The sequence below is a fragment of the Hyalangium sp. genome (genome assembly GCF_035629615.1).
Lineage (GTDB): Bacteria > Myxococcota > Myxococcia > Myxococcales > Myxococcaceae > Hyalangium.
Window position 1 is genome coordinate 1 of sequence record NZ_DASPHO010000306.1, and the last position, 21,562, is coordinate 21,562.

Genomic DNA, 21,562 nt, shown 5'->3' on the forward strand with positions numbered 1-21,562 from the left:
TACGCGGCGGCGTGGACGGGAGACAACTCGAGCCACTGGGAGCACCTGGAGCTGTCCATGCCGATGCTCATGGGGCTGGGGCTGTCGGGGGTGGCGTTCACGGGCGTGGACATCCCGGGCTTCATCGGCCGGCCGAGCGCGGAGCTGTTCTCGCGGTGGACTCAGCTGGGCACGTTCTATCCACTGATGCGCAACCACGCGGCGAAGCCGATGCCGTTCCAGGAGCCGTGGCGCTTCGGGGAGAAGCACCTGGAGCTGGCGAAAGCGGCGATGGAGCGGCGGTACCGGCTGCTGCCCACGCTGTACTCGCTGATGCAGGAGGCTGCCGAGAACGGCCTGCCTGTGCTCCGGCCGCTGCTGATGCTGGATCCGGCGGATCAGGAGGCGCTGCGGGCGTTCGATCAGTTCCTCTTCGGGAGGGATCTGCTGGTGGCTCCCATCACGAAGCCGGGCCACACGAAGCGGCTGGTGTACCTGCCGAAGGGCGAGTGGCTGGAGTGGCCCAACCTGGAGAGGGCGCTCACGGTGAAGGAGGGAGGCCAGCACATCATCGCGGACGGCCCGCTGGACACGGTGCCCATCTGGCTGCGAGCGGGCGGGGCCATTGCGCTCACGAAGCCCGCGCTGCACACGACGACGGCGAACTGGGAGCACCTCGAGTGGCACATCCACTGTGGGCCCGATGTGCGAGCCCGGCTCTACGAGGACGAGGGGGACGGTTACGGAGAGTCCCGCCTCACCCTCATCACAGGAGGCTTCGACCGGGGCCGCTTCACGCTGGAGCGCCGCGTGCAGGGCAACCTGGCCCCCGCGCGGGAGCGGGAGACAATGTACCTCTATGGCCTCAAGGGCGTGCGCTCCGTCACGGGAGCCTTGGAGCTGGGTTCCTGGAAGGACGGTGTCCTCGAGGTGCCCATGAGCGCGAGCTGGGACCGGCTGGTGGTGAACGTCTGAGCGGAGCAGCTCGACGGCAGGCTCAGCGAGCCACAGCCACGGGAGGGGGGGCCGCCGTCAGGGCCTCTGTCGCTCCTTGCTCCAGCTGCCTCTTCACGGGAATGAAGGTCATGGCCCGCTCGGCCAGCGCGGTGATGGTCAGGGACGGATTGACGCCGGGGTTCGCCGAGACCGCTGAGCCGTCGATGGCATACAGGCCCTCGTAGCCGTACATGCGGTGCTGGGAGTCGATGACACCCGACTCCGGCGAGTCCCCCATGCAGCACCCACCGAGGATGTGCGCCGTCGTGGGGATGCCCAGCACCGTCTCGTTGACCAGGCTCATCGGCATCCCGCCCACCTTCTCTGCCACCCGCTGGGCCAGCTCGGCGGCCTCAGGGATGTTGGCCGTGGGCGCAGGGCCCGCCTTCAGCGCCGTGGTCAGCCCCTTGCGCAGCGCCGTCATCAACCCGCGCCCGCGCTTCATGCTGAGGTAGCCGTCCAGCGTGCGCATGTAGAGGAGGATGATGCTCTGCTTCGAGTAGTCGCGCGCGGCCAGCACCCGCAGCATCTTGAGCGGACTGCGCAGCATCACCCCGATGAGCCGCGCCAGCCGCGTCACCGGGCCCTGGCCCGTGACGTACGGCGCCGAGAGCAACCGGAAGAACCCCGAGCCTGCCGAGTAACGCACGGGCTCCAGGTGCGAGTGCTCGTCCGTGTGCAGGATGGAGCCAATCGCGATGCCCTTGGACAGATCCTTGTCCCGCCGAGGCGTCACGATTCCGATGAGCGCCTCCGAGTTCGTCCGGACGAAGTCGCCCAGCCGCTCCGAGAGCCGCGGCAGCCCATCCGGGCTCGCCTTCAGCTTCAGCAGCAGATCCATCGTCCCCAGCACCCCGCCCGCGAAGATGACGTTGCGCGCGGTGAAGCGCCGCTTGCGCCGGAAGAAGACCGAAGTCCCCTCGAGCGCCTCCACCTCGTAGCCGCCGTCCGGCAGCGGGCGCACCCAGGTGGCCTCCGTGTCCGCATGGATCGTCAGCCCGCGCTTCTCCGCGAGGTAGAGGTAGTTCTTGTCCAGCGTGTTCTTCGAGCCGAACCGGCACCCCAGCATGCAGCCGCCGCACGAGGTGCAGCCCGTCCGCGGTGGGCCCTCACCGTTGAAGTACGGATCCGGCACGGTGACGCCCGGCTGGCCGAAGTAGATGGCCACGGAGGTGGGCTGGAAGTCCGTGCGCCCCATCTCCTTTCCCACCTCCTGGATGAGCTGGTCCGGGTAGGTGCGCAGCGGGTTGACCGTTGCCCCGAGCATCTGCCGCGCCTGCTCGTAGTGCGGCGCCAGCTCCTTCTTCCAGTCCGCCAGCTGGCCCCACTGGCCGCCGTGGAAGAAGTGGTCCTTCGGGATGGGCAGCGTGTTGGCGTAGACGAGCGAGCCGCCCCCCACCCCCACCCCAGAGAGGACGGTGACGTGGCGGAAGAAGGTCATCTTGAAGAGCCCGCGCCACCCGAGCTGCGGCATCCACAACCACCGCTTCAGGTTCCAGTTCGTCTTCGGGAAGTCCTTGGCCTCGAGGCGGCGGCCCTTCTCGAGCATCACCACCCGGTAGCCCTTCTCCGTCAGCCGCAGCGCGCTCACGCTGCCGCCGAACCCCGAGCCGATGATGAGCCAGTCACAGTCCATCGAGTCCTCGCCCCTGAAGCCAGGATTCACCCATTATGTTCGTAACACCCGAAGGTTGGCCCCTGCATGAACCACCGGGGGCCTGCCCAGCACCTGGAGGGCCGCTCGCCTGGAGGCGTCAGTCCTTGAGCTCGATCCACACCGGCGCGTGGTCCGAGGGCTGCTTGCCCTTGCGCTCCTCGCGATCGACCTCCGCCTTGACCAGACGCTCCACCACTGGAGCGGTGGCGTAGATGTGATCGATGCGCAGGCCCTGGTTCTTCGGGAACCCCAGCATCCGGTAGTCCCACCAGCTGAACTTCTGCTCGCTCGGGTGCAGCTTGCGGAACGTGTCCGTCAGGCCGAAAGCGCCCAGCCGCTGCAGCGCATCCCGCTCCTTCAGCGTGAACAGCGTCTGCCCCTCCCACAGCTTCGGATCCCACACGTCGATGTCCTCGGGAGCCACGTTCCAGTCGCCGCACAGCACCATCGGCTCGTCCGGCTTGTGCCGAGCGTCCAGGTAGCGCCGCAGCCGCGAGTACCACTCCAGCTTGTACACGTACGCCGGTGAGTCCACCGTCTGCCCGTTGGGCGCGTACACGCTCACCACGCGCACCCCGTTTACCGTCGCCGCGATCACCCGCGCCTGGGGATCCTCCACCTCATCGGCGATCCCCTGCACCACGTCCTTCGGCTCTGTCTTGGCGAGGATCGCGACGCCGTTGTACGTCTTCTGCCCGTACAAGGCCGCGTGGTAGCCCGCCTCGCGCACAGCCTCCGTGGGGAAGTCCTTCTCCACGCACTTGAGCTCCTGCAGGCAGAGCGCGTCCGGCTGGTGGTTCTTCAGCCAGTTCAGCAGCCGCTCCTGACGGGCTCGCACCGAGTTCACGTTCCAGGTGGCGATCTTCATCGCGAGGGACCGTTGCACGACACCCGCGCCCCTTCCACGGTTTTCCCAGCGTCCCGTGGCCCAGCGGCCACACTTCTCCCTGCTTTCGAGGGAATTCCCCCTGGCACGGCCGTCGCAATGAGAGGCCGCAGGAGAATGCCATGAAGAGCTCCCTTCCCCCCCGCGCCCTGAAGTCCCACCGGCTCCAGTCCCTCGTGCCCTGGCTTGTCGCCCTCGCCGCGGCAGTGCACCCGGGGATTCAGGTCTCGCGCCCCTCAGAGCCCACCTCGTCCGACATGCCTGCCGCAGCGGGTGCCACGGGCCTGGCTGTCTCCTCCCAGCCTCTCGCGTCTGTTCGCCTGGACTCCCGCCGTGTTCCCGCTTCCACCGAGGAGGCTGCGCCTCCCGAGGTGTCCACCGGCACGCTGGCCCTCTCCCATGAGCACTTGAACCGTGTGAACCACCTAGCTCGCGCCCGGACGCTGCGTGAGCTGGGCGATCTGTCGGGGGCCCTCACTGAGTGCCGCCGGGCCCTCTACGACGTCCCCGAGGACGCGGAGGCCCTGCGCGTCATCGCCCGCCTGGGCCCGCTCACCGGGCAGACGGAGCTCGCCGTGCTCGCCCTGGAGCAGCTGGGCCACCTGAGTCCCGAGGATGCCTCCCCGCTTGTCCAGCAGGCACGCCTCCTCCTCTCCCTGGGCCACCCCGCCGAGGCCATCCGCGTGGCAGAGGAGTCCCTCGCGCGCGATCGCGAGGATCCCGAGGCCTACCAGGTCCTCGGCCGTGCGCAGCTGGCCGCAGGCAACCTCTCCGAGGCCATCCTCCGCTTCCAGCAGGCCGTCCACCTGGCTCCCGAGCACGGCCACGCGCTCAACAACCTCGGCCTGGCGTGGCTGCGCGCCAATGAGAATGCCCAGGCCGCCGAGGTGCTGGCCCGCGCCGCCGCCCGGCTGCCTCACGTGGCCTACGTCCACAACAACCTGGGGGTGGCCTACGAGCGGCTCGGCCGCACCGAGGAGGCTCAGGGAGCCTACGCTGCCGCCACCCGGCTCTCGCCCCGCTACGTCAAGGCGCACGTCAACGCGAGCCGGATGAACAAGGTGGCCAGCCTCGGCGTCACACCCCCTGCCCTCGGGAGCGGAGCAGTGACCGGTCCGCTACAGGAGGATCCGGGCCTGTGAGGCCCGCGGGCAGGCAGTGGACCTGACGGTTCCCGTTACCCCTCCATCAGTCTAACGTGCGTCCCTCTCATCCGAGCCCCATGAATCCGGCCCGCGCGATGCCCAACCTTCCTGAAGTCCCCTCCACCCCTGAGCCGCCCCCAGCCCCTCCGCCGCCACCGGCGCAGCCTGGGCGTGGTGCGCGCATCTGGAAGTGGACGAAGCGGCTGATCCTCGTGGGCCTCGTGGGCCTGGTGCTCATCCTGGCGGCCGGCGTGGGCGCCTACGTCTACTTCAGCCGGGACTTGCCCTCGGTGGAGGCCCTGCGCAACTACCAGCCCCCCCAGGTGACGAAAGTCACGTGCGCGGACGGCACCGTGTGCGCCGAGTTCTATCTGGAGCGCCGCACGCTGGTTCGGATCGAGGATCTGCCCAAGCACGTGAGGGACTCGTTCCTCGCCGCCGAGGACGCGGACTTCTACAAGCACGAGGGGCTCGACTACGTCGGCATGGTGCGCGCGCTGATCGCCAACGTCACCGCCGGCGGGACCCGGCAGGGCGCCTCGACGATCACGCAGCAGGTGGTGAAGAACCTGCTGCTCACCCCCGAGCGCAGCCTGCCCCGGAAGATCCGCGAGTGGATCCTCACCCCGCGCGTGGAGGAGGCGCTCACCAAGGATCAGATCCTCAACCTCTACATCAACCAGATCTACTACGGGCACCGGCGCTACGGCCTGGAGGAGGCGGCGCTCTACTACTTCGGCAAGCACGCCGAGGACCTGAGCATCGGCGAGGCCGCGGTGCTCGCGGGCACGCCGCAGTCGCCCCACCGCATCAACCCGGAGACGAACATCGTCCGGGCCAAGTCCCGCCAGCGGTATGTGCTGGGGCAGCTGATGCAGCACGGCTTCCTCCCCAAGGAGCAGGTGGAGCCGGAGCTGGAGAAGCCCCTCGTCCTGGCACCCCGGCCGCCGCCCCCGGTGGGCGCGTACTACGCCGAGGAGATCCGCCGCACCCTGATCGAGCGCTACGGCGAGAAGGCGGCGCTCGAGGCCGGCCTGCGCGTGGAGATCGCCATGGAGCCCAAGCTCCAGGCCGTGGCCGAGGAGGCGGTGCGCACCGGCCTGGAGGCGGTGGATCGGCGTCAGGGCTACCGCGGCCCGCTCGGCACCGTGGAGGCCGAGCGCTTCGAGCGCCTCAAGGGGCTCATCGCCCACCGCATCGAGGAGGCGGGCCGGCGGCAGAAGGACGCGGAGTACGTGGCGGATCTGGCGCCGCTGGCCAAGGCGGGCCCTGAGCCAGAGGTGTCCCAGGAGGATGAAGGCGCGGAGGAGCTGCGGCCGGAGCTCGCTCCCGAGGGCGAGGCCCCTCCCTCTCCCGAGGAGGCCCTGGTGCGCTCCGTCCCCCTGCGCCCCCTGAAGGAGGGCCTGCGCCTCACCGGCTTCATCAGCGCGGTGGATGACAAGAAGGGGATCGCCAAGGTGGACCTCGTGGGCCGCACCGCGGAGATCGCGTTCCCCACCGTCAAGTGGGCCCGGCAGAAGGGCAAGGGCTCTCCCTCGAGCATCTCCGACGTCTTCCAAGTCGGCGAGCTGGTGCGCGTGCGCGTCCTCAAGGCGCTGCCTGCCCCGGCCTCCGTGGAGGCCACGCTCGATCAGATCCCGCTGGTGCAGGGCGGCCTGGTGGTCGTCAACCCCGCCAACCGGAACGTGGTGGCCATGGTGGGCGGCTACGACTTCGAGCGCTCCTCCTTCAACCGCGCCACGCAGGCGAAGCGGCAGCCGGGCTCGTCCTTCAAGCCCTTCATCTATGCCGCCGCGCTGGGCAGCGGACGCTTCACGCCGCTGAGCACGGTGAACGACGCGCCCGAGGCCATTCGCGACCCGTACACCGGCAAGCAGTGGAAGCCGAAGAACTACGATGGCAGGTTCGATGGGCCCATGACGCTGCGCCAGGCCCTCACCAAGTCCAAGAACACCGTCTCCGTGCGGCTCATCGAGGCCATCACCCCGGCCACCGCCATCGACTACGCGCGCCGCGCGGGCATCCACTCGGCGCTGCCGGAGAACCTCACGCTGGCGCTCGGCACGGGCGAGGTGACGCTGCTGGAGGCCGTCAACGCCTATGCCACGCTCCAGGCCAATGGCCGCTACTCGGATCCGCTGCTGGTGCTGCGCGTCCGGAATGTCGAGGGCAAGGTGCTGGAGGAGCACGCGCCCGCCTTCGAGGAGACGCTGCCCCCCGCGGTGGCCTACCTCACCACCACCCTCATGCGCAGCGTGGTGGAGGAGGGCACGGCCACCGCGGTGCGCGAGCTGAACCGCCCCGCCGCCGGCAAGACGGGCACCACCAACGAGTCCAGGGACACCTGGTTCTCCGGCTTCACGATGGACTGGGTCGCCACCGCCTGGGTGGGCTTCGATAACAACTCGCCCCTGGGCAGCACGGAGACGGGTGGCCGCGCCGCCCTGCCCATCTGGCTGGACTTCATGCGCGCGGCGCACCAAGGCCTGCCCCCGCGCGAGTTCGAGGTGCCGCCCGGCGTCGTCCAGGTGCGCATCGATCCGGCCACCGGCCTGCTCGCCGGCAACTCCATGCCCGGCCGGCTCGAGCCCTTCCTCGAAGGCACCGCCCCCACCGCCGAGGCGCCCCCCATGGGCCAGGTGGACACGAGCACCTTCTTCCTCGAGGACGGCAAGCGGAGGTAACGGTGCGACGAGCTCTCGCCACGCTCCTGCTGTCCACGCTCGCGATCGCCGCCGAGCCGCCCCCCCGTGCTCCGGCCTCCATGGCGCCCGCCTCCCCGGTCTCCGCCACACCGGCCGGGCCCCCTTCTGTCGAGCGGCTGGTTCAGCTCGTCTCGGAGGACGTGCGCGCCCTCAAGCCGGAGCCTCCCGTCGCCTTGCACCTGAGCGGCCCCTCTCCCGAGCTGGCGCGCGCCGTGGGGACGCTGCTGGCCTCGCGGCTCGCCGCCGCGGAGCTGGGCCCCGTGGTGCTGGAGGCTCCTTCGCCGGAGGCAGCGGAGAACCTCTCCCGAGAGCGGGGGACACGCTCCCTCGTCCGCCTGACGATCTCCGTCCAGGGTGGAGAGCTGAGCGCCCGGGGCGATCTGCTGGGGACGTGGGTGAACTTCTGGGCTGGGCGCACCCCGAGCCGCCCCGCAGTGCCTGCCTCAGCCCTCGTCCGAGCCGTGGAGGCAGATGCCGGGGCGCTCGCCCTCGCCGCCCTCTCCCCGCTGACGGCCTCCTCACCTTCGATGACCGTGATGACCGGGCCGCGCCCGGTGCGCCTGATGGGCGCGACGCTGGTCCGGCTCGAGCAGGTCCCTGCCGCTCTCGCCGCGGGGGATCTCGACGGAGATGGCAAGGATGAGGTGGCCGTGCTCACCGAGCGCGCCGTGTCTGTCTTCGGCGCCGATGGACGCCTCCTCGCTCGGAGGGAGATTGAGAACCTCCCGCTGAGCCCCGCGCCTCCCCGCGAGCCCTTCGGCGTCATCGCCGTCATTCCCCAGCCCGCGAGGATTGCAGCCTGGTCCGCCCGCTATGCCCACGGCGAGGTGCTCGTGTTCGACGCGGCCAAGGGCTCCCTGCGCCCCATTGGCCCGCTGGACACGGCCCCACTGGGCACCGCAGAGCGCGGGATGTTCACCTCCGGCCAGACGACATTCACGCCCGAGGTCCGAGTCGGTGAGGGCCGGATCCTCACCACCCCGGCGCCCTTCACCACCGCGAGCATCGTCCCGCCGCGAATGCTCTTCGTCCACCTGGACGGCTCGGCCTCCCTTTACGCGCGCTCCACCACCCCGCCCGTCCGCATCCAGGGGCTCGGGGCCGGCAGCGCGCTCGGAGATCTGGATGGGGACGGGACGCCGGAGCTGATCACCACCACCTCCCAGCTCTTCCCAGCGCCGGATGTGGTGCGCGTCTACGCGCTCGCCGGAGACGATCCCACCACCCATGGCGTGCTCTGGCAGAGCGCGCTGCCTCCAGGCCGAGCCCTGCAGGTGGTGACGGCCGATCTGGACAAGGACAACTTCCGTGAGGTGCTGGTGGGACTCTGGCACTCGGACGGCACCGGTGAAGTCTTCCTCATGCGCCAGGGTGCGCCATGATGCTCCGCCACGCTCTCGCCTGCCTCGCTCTGCTCTGCGTCACCCCTGCGCTCGCGGCCGGACGCATTCCCTACGGCGGGGAGCTGCGGCTGGCTCACACCGGCTCCGCCGAGCCGATCGGAGATCCCACGATCGCCGACTCCCCGGTGGAGGCCACGCTCTTCAGCTTCCTGTCCCGCCCCGTCTGCCGGCTCGATTCGAGCGGCGCACCTCGCATCGCCATTGCCCGCGAGGTGTCCCGGCCCATGGCTCAGTCGGTGCGCATCACCCTGCCCTCACTCTCGCTGGCCAACACCCTGTCTCGTGCGTGGATGCGGATGACTGGCACGGAGGCCCCCACGCCCTACCGCGCGCTCCTCTTCCCCGTCCTGGGAGAGGCCCGGCAGCTGTCCGCCAACGGCTCCATCGTGGAGCTGCCCCTCTCGTTCCCCTGGCCGGACATGGAGCGCTCGCTGTGCCACCCCGCGCTCGCCCTGCCGCTCACCACCGTGGCCCCCTCGCTGGGCCCGTTCTCCGCCACGGCCGCCAAGGGCCTCTTCGAGGCTCGGCTCGGCTACCTCGAGGGCCGGCCCTACCTGGATCGCATCCTGCTCACCCCGACGGATGAGCGCGGGCTGGCGCGGATGTGGGCCGCGCGACAGGTGCACCTGGAGCTGGGCGTGCTGCCGGAGGCGGGCGTCCTCACGGGCCCGGCCCTCTACGCCACCTATCTCACCTTCTCGCCGCGCCGGGTGCCGGCGGACTTCCGACAGGCCTTCGAGAGCGCCATCGATCGAGAGGATCTCACCCGCCTCTTCGTGCGCGCGCCGGCCGTGCCCATGCCGCACCTGCTCCCGCCCGCGCTGCTGTCCCAGGCCCCTCGGCCCCGGCCAGCCGCACCGCCTGGCGGCGGCACGAAGGCGGTGACGCTGCTCTATGACGTCGACAGCGAGGACCACCGCGCTGTCGCCGAGCGCATCCAGGTGAAGCTCCACGACCGCGGCTATAAAGTCGCCCTGGAGCCGCTGCGCCGCTCTCTGCTCCGCACCCGCTGGGCCAAGGGCGACTTTGATCTGATGCTCCAGTCCTTGCTGCTGCCGCCCGTGCCTGGCCCGGCGCTGGCCGTGGTGCTGGACGCAGCCGGGCGCAAGGATCTGCTCGGCGTGGAGCTGCCCCTCATTGGCGCCGTGGCAGATCCGACCGCGCGAGATGCCCGGGCCCGCGAGCGGGCGGTGGCGGTCGGCCCCACGGTACCGATCCTGCCCCTCTATGCCCAGGGCCTGGGCGTGCGCGCGGCTCCGGAGCTGGGCGGGCTCGTGCTGGACGCGCAGGGGCTGCCGGTGCTCGACGGCGTGTATTTCATGCCCGCCGAGTCCGCGCAGGCCGGAACCCCGCGGTGAGGAGACGGCCATGCGATTGAGGACCCGGCTCGCGCTCACCTTCGCCCTGCTGGCGCTGGTGCCGCTGGCGGTGGTGGTCCCCCTCACCCTCAACCGCCTGCGCGCCACCCTCTCTCGCGAGCTCGACACCCGGATGGAGGGCGCCACCACCTCCGCGCAGGAGGCGCTGGAGCGCTCCGCCGAGCGTGCCCGGCGCGCGGTGGAGGAGCTGGTGGAGAGCACCACGATGGAGGACCTGGCCCGCGAGGCCCGAGAGCGTCCTACCCGCGCCATCCAGGCCGACACCGCCGAGGGGTTGATGAAGAGCCGAGGCCTCACGGTGCTCAGCCTCTTCGACAACCAGGGCACCACGCTGTCCTCCGGCCACCTGCCGGCCCGGCGCGGGGATCCGGATCCCGCGCTCTTCGCCGTCACGAAGCAGGGCTCCCCCAAGCCCGTCCCGGTACGGGTGAGCGTGCGGAGCGACGAGGGGCTCCGGGACGTGCCCGCACTCGTCACGGCGCGCCCGGTGGACTACGGAGATCTGCGGCTGTGGGCGGTAGGCGGGGTGCTCCTGAACGAGGAGCTCGCCCAGCACCTGGCGCGGATCACCCAGGCGGAGATCTCCCTGCGCTCCGGGGACGCAGTCATCGCCCGGGCTGGGAGCGCCGCGCCGCCCACGGTGGAGCGGATCCTCCCGCTGCAGGACGCCGCCGAGGTGCGGCTCGTCTTCAGCCGCGCGGCGCTCCTGGAGGCCGAGCAGGGAGTGACGGTCGCCTTCCTCCTGCTGGCCGCCCTGGGCCTGGGCTTCGCGGTGCTCCTGGGGCTGGTGGTCTCTCGCCGCATCACCCGGCCGGTGGAGGCGCTCACCGAGGGCGCTCGGCGCGTGGCCGAGGGCGCTCGCGAGGTGCAGGTGACGGCGCAGGCCACCGGCGAGGTGGGCGAGCTGGTGCGCGCCTTCAACCACATGACGTCCGAGCTGCACTCCACCACCGAGCGGCTGGTGGCCAGCGAGCGCATCGCCGCGTGGCAGGAGGTGGCGCGGCGGCTCGCTCATGAGATCAAGAACCCCCTCACCCCCATCCAGATGTCGCTGGAGACGCTGCTGGCGGCGCAGAGCGCGCAGGACGCGCGCTTCCCCGCCCTGTTCCGCGACAGCGCTGCGGTGGTGCTAGAGGAGGTGGATCGGCTGCGGCGGATCGTCGACGAGTTCAGCCGCTTCGCCCGGCTGCCGAAGCCGCAGCTCTCCTCCGTGGATCTGGGAGAGCTGGCGCAGAGCGTGCTGTCCCTCTACGCCACGCCGCCGCAGGGCATCACCCTGCTGCCCACGCTGCAGACGGGCGTGATGGCGCGCGCGGATCGCGATCAGCTCACCCAGGTGCTCGTCAACCTGGTGAAGAACGCGGAGGAGGCGCTGAAGGACAAGGGCGGCCAGGTGCGCGTGCGAGTGAAGGGCACGGAGACGGATGCCATCGTGGAGGTAGAGGACACCGGCCCGGGCATCCCGCCCGAGCACCGGGCCCGCATCTTCGAGCCCTACTTCACCACCAAGGAGGGCGGCACGGGGCTGGGCCTGGCCATCGCCGCCCGGATCCTCCAGGAGCACGGCGGCAAGCTGGAGGTAGGGGGCGAGCCGGGCCAGGGCGCGCGCTTCAGCGTGGTGCTGCCGCGCGCCCTCTGACTCCGCCGACTCAGTCCTTGACGGGCGTGGCCTTGAGGGCAGCCTTACCCTCCTTCACGTACACCTGGAACTTCACCGTCCGGCAGGCGTACTTCTGCACGAGCTGCTCCTTGTTCTTGCGGAGCTTCTGCACGAACTTGTCGTAGGTGAGGCCGTCAGAGGGCTCGCTGCACCGCTCGCGGGTGAGGACAAACTCGCGGAAGACCTCCTGGAAGTGGAAGTCCTCCTCCGAGAAGGCATCACCGGTGTTGCCCAGGTACTGCTGGTAGGCCGCGCCCGGCAGCGGGACGGCCTGCGCGCCCGGCTCATTCCACGGGACGGGAGCCACGGAGGGAGCCGACGGGGGCGGTGCGGCGGCGAACTGCGCCGGAAGGGGCATCTCCTGGGTGGACGGGCGCGCAGCGGCCTGGAGCAGCTCGCGCGGGATGGCAGCCACGCGCGTGGTCTCCGGGCTGTCGTCCATGGCCGCCGCAGCCGCATAGGGATCCGCCGCCTGCTGGAGCGAGTACGCCGCGGTGGGGAGCTCCTCGAAGTGGAAGGCCCCGGCCCGAGGCATGGCAGCTCCCAGCTCGGCACCGGCCTGAGGAGGCATTTGATGCCCGGACTCGAAGGGCGTCGGGGCGAAGCCCTGGGGCTGCGAGCCGTAGGGCTGCGCCTCGTACGGCTGAGGCTGCGGCTCCGGGGCCGGAGGGAACGCGAAAGGCGCCGAAGGAAGGGGAGGAGCTCCCTGGGCGGCGGGCGCGTCATGGACGGAGGGCGGCGGACCGAACGGGAACTCGCCCGTGGGCGGCCGGGCCGCCGCGGCCACGGGCGAGGCGGCGGTCATCTCGAGCCCCGGGTGGGTGGCGGGCGGAGGCACGGCTGCGGGCCGCGGGGCCTGCTGCGCGTGCATGGCCGCCATCGCGCTACCGAGTCCGAGCGTATCCCCACCCGACTCGGAGGCCACCTCGCGCGCGCTCTTGCCGGAGCCCATCAGCACCGTCCACAGCAGACTCACGACGAGCAGCGCTCCGAGGCCGAAGATCGCGTTGCGCTGATAGTCCGCGAGCGTGACCATCAGCTTCGTGTTGGCCAGGGACAGCACCTGGTAGGCAGTGCCCTCCAGCGCACGGCGGCTCCCCACCACGAGGGGCGCCTGGCCACCCAGGAAGTCCTTGCTGGAGGTGAGCAGCGGGAGCTTCAACGGGCCCAGGGCATGGACCTGCCCGCTGTGCACGACAGAGGCCGGCTGCCCCTCCTTGAGCGTGCTCAGCGCCTTCTCGAGGTGCACCTTCTCACCGCCCCCTCCAGCCACCAGCACGTCCTCCTTCACCAACCCGAGCGCGGCCGCCCCCGAGGCCCTGGCCGCATCCTCCAGGGCGCCCTCGGGCAGCAGCGGCACGCCCACGACGAGCGTCGCGGCGAGCTGCGTCTCCAGCTTCTCCGCACCCGGGATGCGCACGAAGCGCCACACCAGCGGCACGGCGGCAAAGGCATGCGGGATGCCAAAGGCCTCCACCACCGAGGGAGCGTCGGCCTGAGCCAGCGCCTTCACGTCCAGCACGGCCGCGTCCGCGGAGGGCTCGCCGCCGGCGCGCACGTGCATGGCGCCCCCCGGCGTCACCACCCCGAGCACCACGCCCGGCAGGTCCTTGGGCAGCGCGGCCTCTGCGGCCGCGCGCACGGGAGCGAAGCGCTCGGCGGTGGGCGCCTCCGGAGTGCTCAAGTCCTGCGCCGCGCTGGCCAGCTCGGAGCTCGCCGCCAGCTTCAGCGCCAGCGCCCGGGCGATGCCACGGCGCGCCTCGAGGTTGCGAACCACCTCGGCGGTGCCAGCGGAGGCCTGTGCCTGGGCATCCTCGGTCGCCCGGGTCCTCATGGGACCCGACAGCACAGCGAGGTGAGCCAGGCCCAGCCCGAGGGCCAGGAGTGCGAAAATGAGGAACTTGACGCGAACCATCGCCGTCCTTTAGCCCGGTAGGTGAGGCTCCGCTTATAGCGTTCACCGCTCCAGGCCAGCAAGAATCGGCGATGGATCACAGTCAGGGCTCGGGCCCCCGGCCAGCGGCCTGGAAACCCGAGCCCCCGTCCACTCGCTCCCTCAATAGGTGGGCACGTTGCTCGCGACGTCCTGGGGCAGCCCCTGGTTCGTCACGTCCCGCCGCTTCTCCAGCGACCGCTTCAGGGCGTTCTCCAGCCGATCCCGGGCCGCATCCACGGCCTGGTGCAGCGTCTCGGAAGTCTCCGTGACGTGGATGGCCGCCAGCCCCGGCATCCTCACGGTGACGCGGCACTCCTTGTCCACACCGCCCTTGGGTCCGTTGATGTCCACGAGCGAGACGTCGATCTCCGACGCCTCTTGGTCGTCGCACAGCCGCTCGATGTGGTCCACCAGGTGCTCCTGCACATACGCCTTCAGCCCGTCCGTGAGAGACAGGTGCACGCCCCGCATCAACACCTTCATGGCATCACCTCCGCCCCTCAAGATGGGCAGCCTCCTCCCGGCTGGTGAGGGGGACATTCCCTGCTCCCTCGCTTGCCCTCCTGCCCGGCTGGGAGGCGCTGCTGGGACACGGACGTTTTGCGCGAACACATGGGTTGCTCAGGCGCATGGGCACTGGGACTGACCGCATCAAGGTGTTGCTGGTCGAGGACGATGGCGACAGCCGGGAGCTGCTGGCGGAGATCCTGGAGGTCGACTTCGAGGTACGGACGGCGGGCGATGGACTGGCCGGGCTGGCAGCCTTCGAGGAGGAGCACCCGGACGTCATCGTCACGGACGAGTCACTGCCGGGGCTGTGCGGCACGGCGCTGGCCCAGCGGGTGAAGGCGCTGCACCCGGGGGCCCGCGTCATCCTCGTCTCGGGCTACGCGCAGGTGGAAGGTGCTGAACACTGCGATGTGGTGCTGCGAAAGCCCATCGACGTGGATCGGCTCTCCGCAGCCGTCGAAAGTCTCGGAGAGTCCGCGCGCCACTGATCTGCCCGTGCTAATTTCGGGGGCAAGCCCCAGTATGTCGGGGAGGGAGGGTGCGATGAAATACTGCGTCGAGTGCGGCTCGGAGTACCAGGACCACGTGACCCAGTGTGCGGACTGCTCTGAGATCCAGCTGGTGGACGCAGCGGAGATGCGGCGGCGAGGACTGCCCCTGCCGCACGAGCGTGACACCCGTGAGTTCATCCGCGTGGGCACCGCCGAGGACCCTCTCACCGCGGAGGAGTTCGTCCGGCTGTTGGAAGCCGAACACATCCCCGTCTTCTCGCGGGCGCGCCGTGCGGGCACCGTGGACGTGCTGACCACGGGCAACCCGCACCCCTGGTGGGAGATCCTCGTGCCCGAGGAGTTCACCCAGAAGGCCTCCGAGCTGATCGCCCAGTCGAAGGCGAAGATGGACGCGAGCGCGGACGAGAATGCCCAGGCCGCCGAGGACGAGGAGCTCGAGAACGAGCAGGCCAGCGCGCCCGGCACGGCGAGCTGAGCTGCGGGCTTCAGGGGGAGCGGACGACGGCTCCCTCGCCTGCTTCCTGGGGGAGGTGGGCCTCGAAGAGGCTCACGCCCGTCACCTTCCATTTGGTGTAGCGCCCGTTGCGCGCGAGGAATGTCTCCAGATCCTCGTCCACCACACGGCCGTAGCCGTTGCGCGCGGCGTGCCGCAGCCAGGTGCGCTTGCCCTTCTGCAGCACGAAGCCCAGGTGGGTGATGCGGGTGGCCTTGAGCGGCAGGTCATCGCGCACGATGACCATGATGGTGCCCGAGGGGATCTTGCGCGCGTGCGTCATCACCCGCTCCAGGGGGATGACATTCAGCGTGAACGTCCCCAGGGGCTGCCTCTCCTTGGGGAGCTTCAGCTCCAGGGAGGAGCGGGAAGTCCACGTGCGCGCGGTGAGGCTCTTCCGCGCCTGGACAGTGTCCTCTCCGCCGTAGCGCCGCGTCACGTCCTTCAGGAAGCCCTTGCGGATGTTGTTGGGCAGCCACTGGGCCTCCATGAGGTGGTTGCGATCCTCGTACGTGGGGGCGCTCGCGTACCGGATGCGCTCGAGCAGCGAGGGCACCTCGGCGTCCTGGCTCGCCAGGCTGAGCGCCAGCGTCTCCTCCACGAAGGTGAGGCAGTCCACGGCATCCAGCCGGAAGGTCGGATCCGGATCCACCCCGTTGCCCTCGCCCAGGGGTGAGGCCACGTAGGGCGTCCCGAGGAAGCGGGCGCTCACGCGCAGCAGCCGCTGATCCAGCGCGGCCCCTGGCTCCGCGGCCTTCAGGAGCGTGGCGCGCTGCTCGGGCGTCAGGGCCGCCCAGCCCCCGGGGACGGGAGCGGTGGGAGCCTGCGCCAGCAGCAGGGCCACGGCGAGCACACCGGCCACTCCCATCACTTCACCATGCCCGTCTTGCGCAGGATGGCCTTGCGCTCATCGTCCGCCAGCTGCAGCGTCTCCAGCTCCTTCTCGTAGGCGAGCTTCTCGTCGCCCTGGGCCTGGAAGGAGGCCAGCACGAGCCACTTGAGCATCGCCTTCTCCCCTCCCTGGTAGAGGATCCGGGCGGCACCCGCGGCGAGCGACTTGTCCGCGTCCTTGAGCAGCGGAGCGAGCGCGGGCGAGGACTTCTTCGCGGGGACACCCTCGTACAGCTCCAGCCCCTGGCGGCGCACGAAGCGGTCCGTCGAGGCGAGCAGCTTGCCAGCGAAGTCGAAGCCCTCCTGGGAGCCGAGCTTGCACAGCCCCTTGGCCGCTGCGAAGCGGGTGCTCTCCGAGTCGCTCTTGAGGAACTCCTTGAGCGCGGAGGCCTGCTTCGCGTCCCCGGCCGCCCCGGCCGCCACGAGCAGCTCGGCGCGCACCTCCAGCTCCGGCTCCTTCTTGGCCGCGGCGATCAGCAGCTTGCCCATGGTGGGGTTGCGAGAGGCGCCCAGCGCCCGGGCGGCCTCCTTGCGCACCCCGAGGCTCTTGTCCTCCAGCAGCGGCACGAGCACGTTCACCTGGCGGCTGCGCAGCCGCGCCAGGCCTTGCGCGGCATACATCCGCACCGTGCTGTCCCCATCCGCCGCCAGCCTCACCAGCATGGGCTCCGCGGTGCGCGCCTCGAGCCCGGCCATCACGGCGGTGATGTTGCGGCGGAGGCGCTCATCCACCACCTTGCGCAGGGACTGATCGAGCATACTGGCCGCATAGTCGCGCTCGCCGATGTAGCGCAGCCGGGAGATGGTGTTGGGCACCGAGGAGCTGCCCTGGAGCAACTGCCCTACCTGCGCCTCCACCTCCCCACGGCTGCGGAGCCTCTTCTGGGCAGAGGGGGGGATCGCGAGAGCCAGGGGGGCGGCCAGGAGCAAGGCCAGGCCAAGGGAACGAAAGGGCATGCGCACGGTGTCGGACGATGACAAGGCCCCTACCAGCCTGTCAAAACCTTGGCCAGGGCGGCCTGCCCGCTTCTCCTGCATGTTCCCGATTCTTGACCCCCCTGGACGCGATTGATACGACCTGAACATTCGTCTTCCAGCCCCTCACCCCAAGGCCCCTCCATGAAGCAGCTGACGGTACTGGTGGCATTGGCGGGCACCCTCACCGGGTGCGGCCCGCTGCGCTCCACCGCCAACATCCTTGATGCCGAGGTGCAGATCCAGGCGGCACGCACCGCCGAGGCCGAGCAGAAGGCTCCTTACGAGTGGACTGCTGCCAACCTCTACATCCAGAAGGCGCGCGAGGAGGTGGCCTACTCGGACTACCAGGCCGGGGTGAACTTCGCCGTGAAGGCGTCCAAGTTCGCCAACGAGGCCCGTGAGCGGGCCATGGCCTCTGGGGGCACCGAGCCCTCCCCCTCCTCCACCGACAGCCCCCGCCCCTCCCCCTGAAGTGTGAGCGCCCTCCGATGAAGCGATTCCTCGCCACTGCGCTGCTCCTTGCCTGCTCCGCCTGTGTCAGCGGCTCGAAGATCCGCGCTGACTCGGAGGTCATCCAGGCCGACGTGGAGCGCGCCCGCCGCAGCGGTGCCCTGCGCTGTGCCCCCGTCGAGCTGGCCGTTGCCGAGGCCCACCTGGACTTCGCCCGCGGCGAGCTGAGCCAGGGCAGCAGCTTCCGCGCCTCCGAGCACATCCGCACCGCGGATGATGCGATCAAGCGCGCGCTAGCGCTGTCCAAGGACTGCGGCCCCAAGCAGGTGGTGGTGCGCGAGAAGCCCGAGCCGACCCGGCCGCAGGATCCCGTGCAGCCGACGGTGAAGCAGCCCGAGCAGCCTCAGCAGCCCCAGCAGCTGGTGGTGCGCATCGAGGAGACGGACACCGACGGCGACGGCATCCTCGACAAGGACGATCCCTGCCAGGATCAGGCCGAGGACAAGGACAACTTCGAGGACCAGGACGGGTGCCCGGAGCCGGACAACGACAAGGACGGGGTGAACGACACGGGGGACAAGTGCCCGCTCATCCCCGGGATTACGGACAACGGCGGCTGCCCCGAGGAGGCCCCGAAGGATCGGGACAACGACGGCGCTGTCGACAAGCTGGACAAGTGCCCGGATCAGGCCGAGGACCACGACGGCTTCAAGGATGACGACGGCTGCCCGGAGCTGGACAACGACAACGACGGCATCGTCGACGCGGCGGACAAGTGCGCGAACGACGTGGGGCCGATCCAGAACCTGGGCTGCCCGATCGTCGACAAGGACGGGGACGGCACCAACGATCCGCAGGACAAGTGCCCGGACGAGCCGGAGGACAAGGACGGCTTCCAGGACGATGACGGCTGCCCGGATCTGGACAACGACAGCGACGGCATGCCGGACGGCCAGGACAAGTGCCCCACCGAGGCAGGCCCGGCGGAGAACGGCGGCTGCGCGGACAAGGATCTGGACAAGGACGGCATCGTCGACCGGCTGGACAAGTGCCCGGCCGACACGGGCCCCTCTGAGAACGGCGGTTGCCCGGACACGGACAAGGACCGGGATGGCATCCCCGACCGGCTGGACGCGTGCCCCGAGGAGCCGGGCGTCCAGGAGGAGAAGGGCTGCGCCAAGAAGTACAAGATGGTCGTCGTCAAGAAGGACCGGATCGAGATCAAGAAGCAGATCAACTTCGGCACCGGCTCGGCGAAGATCATCGGCAAGGAGAGCTCCGCCATCCTGGCGGACGTGGCGCAGGTGCTGAAGGACACGCCGGCCATCAAGAAGGTGCGCATCGAGGGCCACACGGACTCGGTGGGCAACGACACGGCGAACCTGAAGCTGTCCCAGAAGCGAGCGGACTCGGTGATGGCGCAGCTCATCAAGCTGGGCATCGATCCGGGCCGGCTGGAGGCAGTGGGCTTCGGCGAGTCGAAGCCGATCGCCTCCAACGCCACGAAGAAGGGCCGCGCGGAGAACCGCCGGACCGAGTTCAACATCGTCGGCGACGAGAACCCGGCGACTCCCGCTCCCACGCCGTAAGGGGAGCTCGCGACGGGGTGAGGGCCCTGCGCCCCACCCCGCCCCCGCGGCTCACCCCTCCTTGAGCAGCTCGGCGAGGAGCTCCGTGGCGTAGGCGCCCTTCGACAGCTCGAAGGCCAGCACCAGATCCTCCCCTTCCGGGGAGAGCTCGGGATTGCCGATCCGGACGCGGTAGGGCCTGCGCGTGCCCTCGGTCTCGCCGCCCCCGCGCGTGAAGTCCGACAGCGTCACGCCCTCCTCGGCCAGCAGCGCTGCCTCGGCCTCCGCCACGCCGTGGGCCGAGGGCGTCATCTTCGGGCCGAACATGGGCCCAGCGGGGCTCACCTCGAAAGCTGCCACGCGCGGGCCATCCACCTCTGGCGACTCGCAGACGAAGAGGCCGCCGGTGTCCTCCTTGCGAAGCACGTCCCCCAGCAGCGCCTGATCGAAGGTGCCGGCGTGCAGGCGCGCGGCCAGGGCCCGGTTGAAGAGGCGGGACTGGAAGGCGGAGAGGTACAGCTTGCGCTGGAAACGGTCTGGCCGCTGGGGCAGCCGCTGCCCCAGGATGAGCACCTTGCCCCGATCCGCGTTGTCCCGCTCGCGCCCGAAGCGCTGCTCTCCGAAGTAGTTGGGCAGCCCTCGCGCCACCAGCCGGGAGAAGGACTCTCGCGCCGCGCCCAGGTCCTTCACGCCCCGCAGGCGCAGCCGGAAGCGGTTGCCCTTGAGGTGCCCCGTCCGCAGCTTGTTCCCGTGCCGGCGGGCCCACAGCACGCTCACACCTTCCAGCGTGAAGGCCGGCAGCTTCGGCTCCGCTCGCGCCGGCACGGAGAGGAGCTGGCGGGTGACAGCGTGCCGATCCTTCATGCCCGCCACGCCGATCTCCCCCTCGGGCAGCCCGAGCGCCTGGGCCAGCGCGCGCACCACCTCGCGCGTGTCCCGCCCGCGCTTCTCCACCCAGAGGAAGAGGTGCTCCCCCTCCCCGCTCGGCGCGTAGGCGGGCAGTTCCTCCACCTCGAAGTCCTCGGGGACGTGCTTGAAGGCGCCGCCACAGCCGGGCACCTCCTCAGTGAGCCGGGGCAGCTCCGTCACGGCGTCTCGAGCGTGCCGAGCAGCTCTTTCACGCGCCGGGCGAGATCCTCGTCCGCGCGGGACTCGAGCAGCTCTCCCGCCTGGAAGAGGAGGAAGAACATCACGTCGCTGAGCGCCTGCTTGAAGGAGGCGATCGGCTCGGAGCCGAGGCGCGTGCGGTGGGCCTCGAAGGCCTGGATGAGCTGCGGCTCGGACAGCGTCCCATCGTCCGCGAGCGACAGCCCCTGCAGCACCGGTGAGGACGTCAGCGCCTGGCCGGAGAGCGCCACGTTGGCCGAGGAAATGAACTCGCTGTCCATGCCCTTGCGGGCCACCTCTTCCCGGATCTCCTTGAAGATGAGGTTGAAGACGCGCGCCACCTCGCGGTGATCCACCCGGCTCTGACGGACCGCGGGCGTGGGCCGCGAGGGGGTGGGCGTGGAGATCTTCTCCGTGGAGGGAGTCGCCACGGGGGCGAGCGGCTTCTCGGAGAGCACCGCGAAGCCCCCCTCGAGCAGACGGAAGACGACCTTGGTGATGTCGAACTCGGACAGCTTGGCCGCGTGCCCCAGCTCCACGAGCGTGCGCCGGCCGTCCAGCAGGGCCAGCACCCGATCCTCGTCCGCCTCCAGCTTGCCGTCAGAGGCGCGCTTCTTGCCCACGTAGAGCCGCCCGTGGGGGATGCGCTTCCGGAAGTGCGCCAGCTCGTCGATCTTCCGGATGCTGTCCATCAACAGGCTCTGCGTGGTGAGCTGGATGTTGTGGCCGGACTTGTCGTCCACCGGCTGGTCGATGAGGAAGAAAGAGCCCTCGTGGCACAGCACGATGGCGTGGAAGATCTCGCTCACCTGGTGGGTGACGCACTTGAAGAGATCATGCGCCTGGAGGTAGCCCCGCTCCACCAGGGCGCGGCCCACCTTGGAGGGCGGCTGCCCGCGCAGCACCTCCTCGATCTTGGCCCGATCCACGTAGCCCAGGCGGACGAGCACCTCGCCGAGCCGGTCCGCCGGATCGTCCGAGCTGGCCCCGCGCACCTCTCCCTCCCGCAAGGTGAGGGAGCGCTCGGTGCCAGGCGTGCGCACGCGGACGAGGCCGCTCCAGCGCGACTGGCTGAGGAAGGCGATCAGGTCCGACAGGGGGAAGCCACTGGCATCTCCCGACAGCACCACGCGCGGGGCGGGGATGGTGCCCCCCTGAGCCGGCACGCGCGAGAAGACGAGCAGATCCGGCGCCGTGGACATCAGCATGTACGAGCCCGTGCGGCCCGCCAGTGCTGGCGGACTCTGGCGCTCCTCGGGGACGAGCTGCGAGGACCCGTCGATGCGGAACCGGGGCGGCGTCATCCC

The 21,562-nt window shown here is 70.3% G+C and carries 18 protein-coding genes; 10 read left to right on the forward strand and 8 right to left on the reverse strand.

The features are described from left to right. Nucleotides 1–954 (forward strand): TIM-barrel domain-containing protein (locus tag VD972_RS15480; RefSeq protein WP_324987490.1); only part of this gene is annotated, 954 nt, incomplete at its 5' end. Nucleotides 955–976: 22 nt separating this feature from the next. On the opposite strand, the gene VD972_RS15485 is transcribed toward VD972_RS15480, so the two are convergent. Then, nucleotides 977–2,611 carry a GMC family oxidoreductase gene (locus VD972_RS15485; protein WP_324987590.1) on the reverse strand — a complete coding sequence of 545 codons (1,635 nt, stop codon included), beginning with the start codon at nucleotides 2,609–2,611 and terminating at the stop codon, nucleotides 977–979. 118 nt (nucleotides 2,612–2,729) lie between these two features. Beyond that, nucleotides 2,730–3,500 carry an exodeoxyribonuclease III gene (xth, locus tag VD972_RS15490; RefSeq protein WP_324987593.1) on the reverse strand — a complete coding sequence of 257 codons (771 nt, stop codon included), beginning with the start codon at nucleotides 3,498–3,500 and terminating at the stop codon, nucleotides 2,730–2,732. Between the two features lie 140 nt (nucleotides 3,501–3,640). Here xth and VD972_RS15495 point away from each other — a divergent pair, with 140 nt between their 5' ends. From VD972_RS15495 to VD972_RS15515, 5 genes are all read left to right on the forward strand, one after another. After that, entirely contained in the window at nucleotides 3,641–4,660 is a 1,020-nt protein-coding gene (locus VD972_RS15495) for a tetratricopeptide repeat protein (RefSeq protein ID WP_324987495.1), read from the forward strand. Nucleotides 4,661–4,758: 98 nt separating this feature from the next. Further along, the gene (locus tag VD972_RS15500; protein ID WP_324987498.1) at nucleotides 4,759–7,347 is read left to right on the forward strand and encodes a PBP1A family penicillin-binding protein; all 2,589 of its coding nucleotides are present in this window, start codon (nucleotides 4,759–4,761) and stop codon (nucleotides 7,345–7,347) included. 2 nt (nucleotides 7,348–7,349) lie between these two features. Continuing rightward, nucleotides 7,350–8,750 carry an FG-GAP repeat domain-containing protein gene (locus tag VD972_RS15505; RefSeq protein WP_414654067.1) on the forward strand — a complete coding sequence of 467 codons (1,401 nt, stop codon included), beginning with the start codon at nucleotides 7,350–7,352 and terminating at the stop codon, nucleotides 8,748–8,750. Further along, on the forward strand, nucleotides 8,747–10,129 hold the full coding sequence (locus tag VD972_RS15510) for an ABC transporter substrate-binding protein (protein WP_324987501.1): 1,383 nt from the start codon (nucleotides 8,747–8,749) through the stop codon (nucleotides 10,127–10,129). The genes VD972_RS15505 and VD972_RS15510 overlap by 4 nt, the downstream gene beginning before the upstream one ends. A 10-nt stretch (nucleotides 10,130–10,139) precedes the next feature. Further along, nucleotides 10,140–11,789, forward strand: a complete 1,650-nt coding sequence (locus tag VD972_RS15515) for an ATP-binding protein (RefSeq protein WP_324987505.1) — start codon at nucleotides 10,140–10,142, stop codon at nucleotides 11,787–11,789. 10 nt (nucleotides 11,790–11,799) lie between these two features. Here the strand turns inward: VD972_RS15515 and VD972_RS15520 are convergent, their stop codons facing one another. Both VD972_RS15520 and hpf read right to left on the reverse strand, forming a co-directional pair. Then, entirely contained in the window at nucleotides 11,800–13,725 is a 1,926-nt protein-coding gene (locus VD972_RS15520; protein WP_324987508.1) for an MXAN_5187 family protein, read from the reverse strand. Between the two features lie 141 nt (nucleotides 13,726–13,866). Next, nucleotides 13,867–14,229 carry a ribosome hibernation-promoting factor, HPF/YfiA family gene (gene hpf / locus VD972_RS15525; RefSeq protein ID WP_324987511.1) on the reverse strand — a complete coding sequence of 121 codons (363 nt, stop codon included), beginning with the start codon at nucleotides 14,227–14,229 and terminating at the stop codon, nucleotides 13,867–13,869. Nucleotides 14,230–14,375: 146 nt separating this feature from the next. Here hpf and VD972_RS15530 point away from each other — a divergent pair, with 146 nt between their 5' ends. Next, a complete protein-coding gene (locus VD972_RS15530; protein ID WP_324987514.1) occupies nucleotides 14,376–14,744 on the forward strand; it encodes a response regulator in 369 nt (122 codons plus the stop codon). 55 nt (nucleotides 14,745–14,799) lie between these two features. Continuing rightward, entirely contained in the window at nucleotides 14,800–15,243 is a 444-nt protein-coding gene (locus tag VD972_RS15535) for a hypothetical protein (RefSeq protein ID WP_324987516.1), read from the forward strand. Nucleotides 15,244–15,253: 10 nt separating this feature from the next. Here VD972_RS15535 and VD972_RS15540 read toward each other — a convergent pair whose 3' ends face one another. Next, on the reverse strand, nucleotides 15,254–16,129 hold the full coding sequence (locus VD972_RS15540; protein WP_324987519.1) for an N-acetylmuramoyl-L-alanine amidase-like domain-containing protein: 876 nt from the start codon (nucleotides 16,127–16,129) through the stop codon (nucleotides 15,254–15,256). Continuing rightward, on the reverse strand, nucleotides 16,129–17,109 hold the full coding sequence (locus VD972_RS15545) for a HEAT repeat domain-containing protein (RefSeq protein ID WP_324987522.1): 981 nt from the start codon (nucleotides 17,107–17,109) through the stop codon (nucleotides 16,129–16,131). Before VD972_RS15545 ends, VD972_RS15540 begins: the two co-directional genes overlap by 1 nt. Nucleotides 17,110–17,271: 162 nt before the next feature. Between VD972_RS15545 and VD972_RS15550 the strand changes: the two genes are divergently transcribed. Further along, entirely contained in the window at nucleotides 17,272–17,601 is a 330-nt protein-coding gene (locus VD972_RS15550; protein ID WP_324987526.1) for a DUF4398 domain-containing protein, read from the forward strand. 17 nt (nucleotides 17,602–17,618) lie between these two features. After that, nucleotides 17,619–19,169, forward strand: a complete 1,551-nt coding sequence (locus tag VD972_RS15555; protein WP_324987529.1) for an OmpA family protein — start codon at nucleotides 17,619–17,621, stop codon at nucleotides 19,167–19,169. A gap of 51 nt (nucleotides 19,170–19,220) precedes the next feature. Here VD972_RS15555 and truD read toward each other — a convergent pair whose 3' ends face one another. Together truD and VD972_RS15565 are read right to left on the reverse strand one after the other, a co-directional pair. Beyond that, complete coding sequence (gene truD, locus VD972_RS15560; protein WP_324987533.1) at nucleotides 19,221–20,237, reverse strand: tRNA pseudouridine(13) synthase TruD; 1,017 nt, start codon at nucleotides 20,235–20,237, stop codon at nucleotides 19,221–19,223. Then, a complete protein-coding gene (locus tag VD972_RS15565) occupies nucleotides 20,234–21,559 on the reverse strand; it encodes a DUF4388 domain-containing protein (RefSeq protein ID WP_324987536.1) in 1,326 nt (441 codons plus the stop codon). The genes truD and VD972_RS15565 overlap by 4 nt, the downstream gene beginning before the upstream one ends. Nucleotides 21,560–21,562 lie beyond the last annotated feature (3 nt).